Origin of the sequence: Gordonia soli NBRC 108243, from assembly GCF_000334455.1 — a bacterium.
GTDB classification, from domain to species: domain Bacteria; phylum Actinomycetota; class Actinomycetes; order Mycobacteriales; family Mycobacteriaceae; genus Gordonia; species Gordonia soli.
This window is the reverse complement of the sequence record NZ_BANX01000018.1, coordinates 104,278-110,277: the sequence shown is the minus strand read 5'-3', so window position 1 is coordinate 110,277 and position 6,000 is coordinate 104,278. Positions and strand designations below refer to the sequence as shown.

Annotated in this window: 6 protein-coding genes; all 6 read left to right on the top strand. The window is 70.0% G+C overall.

Features of this window, described 5'->3' with window-relative positions; translation table 11 throughout:
- On the top strand, nucleotides 1–1,620 hold a 1,620-nt coding region (locus tag GS4_RS13120), incomplete at its 5' end, for an endolytic transglycosylase MltG (RefSeq protein ID WP_245555659.1).
- Between the two features lie 39 nt (nucleotides 1,621–1,659).
- On the top strand, nucleotides 1,660–2,511 hold the full coding sequence (locus GS4_RS13115; RefSeq protein WP_007621268.1) for a shikimate dehydrogenase: 852 nt from the start codon (nucleotides 1,660–1,662) through the stop codon (nucleotides 2,509–2,511).
- Between the two features lie 88 nt (nucleotides 2,512–2,599).
- A complete protein-coding gene (locus GS4_RS13110; RefSeq protein WP_007621266.1) occupies nucleotides 2,600–3,046 on the top strand; it encodes a prepilin peptidase in 447 nt (148 codons plus the stop codon).
- Between the two features lie 39 nt (nucleotides 3,047–3,085).
- Entirely contained in the window at nucleotides 3,086–4,294 is a 1,209-nt protein-coding gene (gene aroC, locus GS4_RS13105; RefSeq protein WP_007621264.1) for a chorismate synthase, read from the top strand.
- Nucleotides 4,291–4,839, top strand: a complete 549-nt coding sequence (locus tag GS4_RS13100; protein WP_007621258.1) for a shikimate kinase — start codon at nucleotides 4,291–4,293, stop codon at nucleotides 4,837–4,839. Before aroC ends, GS4_RS13100 begins: the two co-directional genes overlap by 4 nt.
- Nucleotides 4,840–4,841: 2 nt before the next feature.
- Nucleotides 4,842–5,948 carry a 3-dehydroquinate synthase gene (aroB, locus tag GS4_RS13095; protein WP_007621256.1) on the top strand — a complete coding sequence of 369 codons (1,107 nt, stop codon included), beginning with the start codon at nucleotides 4,842–4,844 and terminating at the stop codon, nucleotides 5,946–5,948.
- Nucleotides 5,949–6,000: the final 52 nt, after the last annotated feature.

Here is a 6,000-nt window from a genome sequence, read left to right as displayed (position 1 = left end):
CGGCGCGGTCGGGGACCGGCCGATCCCGAACAGTCGGCATGGGACCGCTCGGGCGAGTACACCGACCCCCTCCGCTCGGCGGTACCTCGGCGCGCGCGCCCGATCACGGTGCCGCCCCGCCCGGAGGGCGTCCCGCCAGGGCAGCGCCCGGAGGGCGTCCCGCCAGGTCCCCGCCCGGACGGCGTCCAGACAGGCCGGCGTGAACGCATCCGTGTCGACGATCGCGTCGACAGTCGGCCGTTCCGTGCGGCGCCTCCGGAGCCCGACACCGCCGACCAGGACTCGTTCGACCCCGTGCTCGATGACGGGCACCCGGACGAGGTGCCGGTCGGCCGCACGCACTTTCTCGACACGGGCGGCCAGGAGGCCCTCGTCGACGATCTCGAGGACGAGACGGGGCGACGCGACCGTGGCCGACGTTCTCGCGGTCGGCGCGACAACGCGTCGGCACCGCCTCGGCGTGGCCGGACCGGGGCGAATCGTGGTCGACGCCGCGCCGTCCTGGTTGTCGTCATGGTCTTCCTGCTCGCGTTGGTCGGCGGCGTCGGCTACGTAGGCGCTCGGATGACCGGACTCCTCGAGTCCAGCAAGGATTACGACAACGTCGCCGGGACGGCCGATGTGGTGGTCGACATCCCCGAGAACTCGACCCTGCAGGACTTCGGCCAGATCCTCGCCGACGACGACGTGGTCGGCAGCGTCAAGGCGTTCCTGGATGCCGCAGGCGGACAGGCGATGTCGGGCGGCCTCTACAAATTGCGCACGCAGATACCGGCCACCAGGGCGGTGGAGATGCTCACCGACGGCACCGCGCACCGGGTCGGCCGAGTCGTGATCCCGGAGGGGCTGCAACTCGACAGCAAACAAGGCATCGACGGCAAGACCACCCCTGGCATCTTCCAGATGATCGCCGATGCGACCGCGGTGACCATCAACGGTCAGCGTGAGGGTGTCTCGGTGGAACAGCTCGAACAAGCCGCCGCACAGGGATCGCCCGACGAGCTGGGCATCCCCGAGTGGGCCCGTGCCGTGTCCGCCGAACTCGCGGGCGATCATCGTCGGATCGAGGGTCTGATCGCCCCCGGCACCTGGGAGTCGGTCGATCCGCGACAGTCGGCGAGCGAGATCCTGAAGTCGTTGATCACGCAGAGCACGCGCCGGTTCGAGCAGTGGGGTCTGCTCACCGACAACGGTTCCGGGCTGACCCCGTACCAGTCGTTGGTCGCCGCGTCGGTGGTCGAGCGCGAGGTCGCGCAGGCGGGCGATTACGCCAAGGTGGCCCGCGTGATACTCAATCGGTTGGCGAAGGACCAGCGTCTGGAGATGGACTCGACCGCCAACTACACCGCCGAGGTCACCAACATCGATGTCTTCGGCGATGCGTACAAGGCGGACAACAAGTGGAACACCTACCGCAACAAGGGGTTGCCGGCCACGCCCATCGGGGCAGTCGGTCAGCGCGCCCTCGATGCGACCGAACACCCCGCCGTCGGTCAGTGGCTCTACTTCGTGACCATCGACCGCACCGGCACGACGTTGTTCGCCGACACCTACGAGCAGCATCGGGTCAACCGCGATCGCGCCTGCCAGAACAAGCTGCTGCAGACGGGATGTGGCTGACGTGCGCGTAGTCGCCACCACCCGCTGACGGGCGAGACGATGACCGAATCGATCCGCGCGCTGGCGATCCCGGGTCCGCGCAAGGCGGCCGTCCTCGGATCGCCGATCTCGCATTCTCGCTCGCCGGACCTCCACGCCGCGGCGTACCTCGCGCTCGGCCTCGTCGGCTGGACGTACGAGCGCATCGAGTGCTCTGCGGAGGAACTGCCGGGCGTCGTCGACGGCCTCGACGATATCTATGTCGGGTTGTCGGTGACCATGCCGGGCAAACTGGCCGCGCTGGCGCACGCCGCACGGGCCACCGAACGGTCCCGCCTGGTCGGGTCCGCCAACACCCTTGTCCGCACGGCCGACGGTTGGGTGGCCGACTGCACCGACATCGACGGGATGACCGGGGCGCTCGATGAACTCGGCGTCGAGGCCGCCACGAACCCTCGTGCTGTCGTCGTCGGCGCGGGCGGGACCGCGCTGCCGACCGTCGCCGCACTGGTGGACTCGGGGTTCACATCGATCCGGGTCGTCGCCCGTGATGCCGGTCGTGCGCAGCCCGTCCTCGATCTCGCGGACCGGCTCGGGGTGGTCGCCTCGGTGACCGGATTTGCCCCAACCCTCGAACTCGCCGGCGCCGTGGCGGATTCCGGCGTCGTGGTCTCCACCGTGCCCGCCACTGCGGCCGAACCGCTCATCGGTGCGCTCTCCGCCGCGTCGCATCTCGTCGACGTGATCTACGACCCGTGGCCGACACCGCTCGCCGCCGCCGTCTCCGAGAGAGGGGGCGGGGTCGTCGGAGGTCTGGTGATGCTGCTCAATCAGGCATACCGGCAGGTCGAGCTGTTCACCGGCGAACCGGCGCCGCGGGCGGCGATGGCGGACGTCGTCGGCGTCCGCTGATCCGTCGACCCGTCCACACCCTCGATTCCTTCCACAGTCTCCCGATCTCCGGACGGTTCCGAGCGCATCGCCGACGACACTGACGTCCATGAGCGTCCTGGTCTCACCGATCGTCGTCGCGTGGCTCGTTCTCGTCGCCGTCCGCGACGCCCGGACCGGCCGCATCCCCAATGCCGTCCTCTGGCCCGGCGTGTGTGGGGTCGTGGCGATGGGGTCCGATCGCCCCATCGTCATCGGCGCCGCAGTCGCCGCGGCGGCGCCCTACCTCGCCGCGTGGTGGGTCGGACACTGTGGTGGGGGTGATCCGAAGCTGGCGTTCGCGGTCGGCGGGTTGACTGCCGACGTCGGCATCGCGGCGGTCACCGTCATGACCGCCGCAGCGATCACGGTCGTCGTCCACCTGCTGTCGGATGACTCTGCTCGGCGCGGCCGATCGACTGGTCAGGGCGACGAGGCTCCCGAGTCGGCGGCCGGGGCGCGCCCGCACGGGCCGGCCCTGGTGACTGCCGCGCTCGCCTGGATGGTCGGGTGGTGATCGCCGGCACCGACGGGGTGCGGGTCGGGTGGACCCGGCATGGAAGAATCGAACACTGTGTTGCGCTGGATAACCGCCGGAGAATCCCATGGTCCGGCCCTGGTCGCCATCGTCGAGGGGATGGTCGCCGGGGTCGAGGTCACCTCGTCCGACATCGCCGAGCAGTTGGCGCGCCGACGCCTGGGATACGGGCGCGGCGCGCGGATGAAGTTCGAGGCCGATCAGGTGACGGTCCTGGGCGGCGTGCGCCATGGTCAGACCATGGGCGGTCCGGTCGCGGTCGAGATCGGGAACACCGAGTGGCCGAAGTGGGAGACGGTGATGGCCGCCGACCCGGTCGATGAGGCGGAGTTGGCCGGAAGTGCCCGCAACGCCCCCCTGACGCGTCCGCGCCCGGGGCACGCCGACTACTCGGGCATGCTCAAGTACGACTTCGACGACGCACGCCCGGTCCTGGAGCGCGCGAGTGCCCGTGAGACCGCTGCGCGTGTCGCGGCGGGCACGGTGGCACGTAACTTCCTGCGCCAGGTCCTCGGCATCGAGGTCCTGTCGCACGTGATCTGCATCGGCGCCAGCGAGCCGTACGTCGGACCGTCGCCGACCGCCGGCGACCTCGCGGCGATCGACGAGAGTCCGGTGCGCGCCTTCGATGCGACCGCCGAAGCCGCGATGATCGCCGAGATCGAGGCCGCCAAGAAGGACGGCGACACGCTCGGTGGAGTCGTCGAGGTGGTCGCCACCGGGGTGCCGGTCGGACTCGGGTCGCACGTGAGCGGCGAGACCCGACTCGACGCCCGCCTCGCGGGTGCACTGATGGGCATCCAGGCCATCAAGGGGGTCGAGGTCGGTGACGGCTTCGAGACGGCCCGCCGGCGCGGCAGCCTCGCCCATGACGAGATCGTCCCCGGGCCCGACGGCATCCTGCGGTCGACCAACCGCGCAGGTGGCCTCGAAGGCGGAATGACCAACGGCGCGGATCTCCGCGTCCGGGTGGCGATGAAGCCGATCTCGACGGTGCCACGCGCCTTGTCGACGGTCGACATGTCCACCGGCGAGCAGGCGAGCGCCATCCATCAGCGCTCCGACGTGTGCGCCGTCCCGGCTGCCGGCGTCGTCGCCGAGGCGATGGTCGCGCTCGTGGTCGCGCAGGCAGCGCTCGACAAGTTCGGCGGCGACTCCGCGGGTGAGACCGTCCGTAATCTCCGCAGCTACCTGGAGCGGATCGACACACGTCCACCCCGCTCATGAGTCCGGCCCGCGCCGAGGCACGTCCGGTCGCGATCGTCGTCGGCTTCATGGGGGCCGGGAAGTCCTCGGTCGGCCGCGTCGTCGCCGACCTGCTGGGCGTCGACTTCCGTGACTCCGACCTGGAACTGGAGACGAGGGCGGGCCGCGACATCCCGGAGATCTTCCGGACCGAGGGCGTCGACGGGTTCCGCTCCCTGGAGCGGGATGTGATCGTCGATGCCGTCACCGGCTTCGACGGAGTCGTCTCGCTGGGCGGGGGAGCGGTGACGACCACCGAGGTCAGGGAAGTCCTGCGCGGGTTGCGGGTCGTCTACCTCCGGATCGATCCCCGACAAGGCTATGCGCGGGTGCAGGGCACCGACCGGCCGTTGCTGGCCGTCGACGATCCGGAGACGCGATACCGGGAACTGCACGACGAGCGAGCGGCCCTGTACGAGCAGGTCGCGACCATCACGATCGACGCGGGAAGCGGGGACGCCGACGAGGTCGCCGACGCCGTGATCGCCTGCCTTGCAGACGAACTCGCCGCGCAGAGGAAGGTGTAGAGATGACCGAACCGACCATCATCCGGGTGGATGCCGGCAAGCCCTACGACGTCGTCATCGGTCGCGGATTGCTCGACCACGTGGCGACCGCGGCGGCCGGCGCGGACCGGATCGCGATCCTCTACCAGCCCCCGCTGGTCAAGACCGCGGAGCAGATCCGGGAATTCCTCGGGGACAAGGGGTTCGACGCCCATCGCATCGAGATCCCCGACGCCGAGGCAGGTAAGGACCTCTCGGTCGCGGCGTTCTGTTGGGATGTGTTCGGGCGGATCGGCCTCAAGCGCACCGACAAGGTGATCGCACTCGGCGGCGGTGCGGCCACCGACCTCTCGGGTTTCGTGGCGGCCACCTGGATGCGCGGTATCGGCGTGATCCAGATCCCGACCACGCTGCTGGCGATGGTCGACGCGGCAGTCGGCGGGAAGACCGGTATCAACACCGACGCGGGTAAGAACCTGGTCGGTGCGTTCCACGAGCCGGATGCCGTCCTGATCGACACCGCCACCCTCGAGACGGTCCCGCCGAACGAGGTCATCGCGGGGCTGGCCGAGGTGATCAAGACGGGCTTCATCGCGGATCCGGTGATCCTCGACACCATCGAGTCAGATCCCACGGCGGCCGTCGACACGTCGGGAGATGTTCTCCCCGAGCTGATCCGACGGTCGGTGCAGGTCAAGGCGGACGTCGTGTCGGCAGACCTGCGGGAGTCGTCGTTGCGCGAGATCCTCAACTACGGGCACACCCTGGGCCACGCCATCGAGCGTCGTGAGCGCTACCGCTGGCGTCACGGCGCCGCGGTGTCGGTGGGGCTCGTCTTCGCCGCCGAGCTGGCACGGCTGGCGGGGCGTCTCGACGACGCGACCGCCGACCGCCATCACGAGATCCTCGAGTCGGTCGGGCTGCCGGTGACCTATGACGCCGACGCGCTGGGGGATCTGCTCGAGACGATGGCGGGCGACAAGAAGAACCGATCGGGAATCCTGCGGTTCGTGGTGCTGGACGGTCTGGCCAAACCGGGACGACTCGAGGGTCCCGACCCCAGCCTGATCGCGGCCGCCTACTCGGCGGTTGCGGGACGCGCCGGCGGCGGAGGCTCGGTACTTCTCTGAGGGCCACCGATCACGCGCTGCCCTCAGAGCGGTGCGGACCGGGTGGCGGAGG

What these genes read in the sequence shown, in the direction of transcription:
- GS4_RS13115 (WP_007621268.1), top strand. Translation starts at nt 1,660, where the DNA reads ATGACCGAATCGATCCGCGCGCTGGCGATCCCGGGTCCGCGCAAGGCG.
- GS4_RS13110 (WP_007621266.1), top strand. Translation starts at nt 2,600, where the DNA reads ATGAGCGTCCTGGTCTCACCGATCGTCGTCGCGTGGCTCGTTCTCGTC.
- aroC (WP_007621264.1), top strand. Translation starts at nt 3,086, where the DNA reads ATGGAAGAATCGAACACTGTGTTGCGCTGGATAACCGCCGGAGAATCC.
- GS4_RS13100 (WP_007621258.1), top strand. Translation starts at nt 4,291, where the DNA reads ATGAGTCCGGCCCGCGCCGAGGCACGTCCGGTCGCGATCGTCGTCGGC.
- aroB (WP_007621256.1), top strand. Translation starts at nt 4,842, where the DNA reads ATGACCGAACCGACCATCATCCGGGTGGATGCCGGCAAGCCCTACGAC.